Origin of the sequence: Burkholderia sp. Tr-862, from assembly GCF_011753085.1 — a bacterium.
Lineage (GTDB): Bacteria > Pseudomonadota > Gammaproteobacteria > Burkholderiales > Burkholderiaceae > Burkholderia > Burkholderia ambifaria.
In genome coordinates, this window is sequence record NZ_VWWG01000330.1 from 1 (window position 1) to 232 (window position 232).

Annotated in this window: 1 protein-coding gene; it reads left to right on the forward strand. The window is 48.3% G+C overall.

Features of this window, described 5'->3' with window-relative positions; all coding sequences use genetic code 11:
• Positions 1–48 precede the first annotated feature (48 nt).
• Entirely contained in the window at positions 49–219 is a 171-nt protein-coding gene (locus F3J14_RS34510; protein ID WP_166726704.1) for a hypothetical protein, read from the forward strand.
• Positions 220–232: the final 13 nt, after the last annotated feature.

The window sequence follows — 232 nt, forward strand, 5'->3', positions numbered from 1 at the left end:
GTGGAGGAAGTAGTCTACTTAGGGTAGGATGAGACGAACGAGAAGCAGGTGCAAGTAGTGATGAACAGGGCCAACAACAAGAAGAACGTGAAGAAAGAGGAGATGCGCGAGGATCGACAGGATAAGGAGGCAAGCAAGGTGGAAGAGAAGGCTAAAACAGACAAGTCGTATAAAGACGCGGAGGCTGAAGGCAACGAGGAAGCGGACACCGAGGTATAGTATCTTTTTTTTT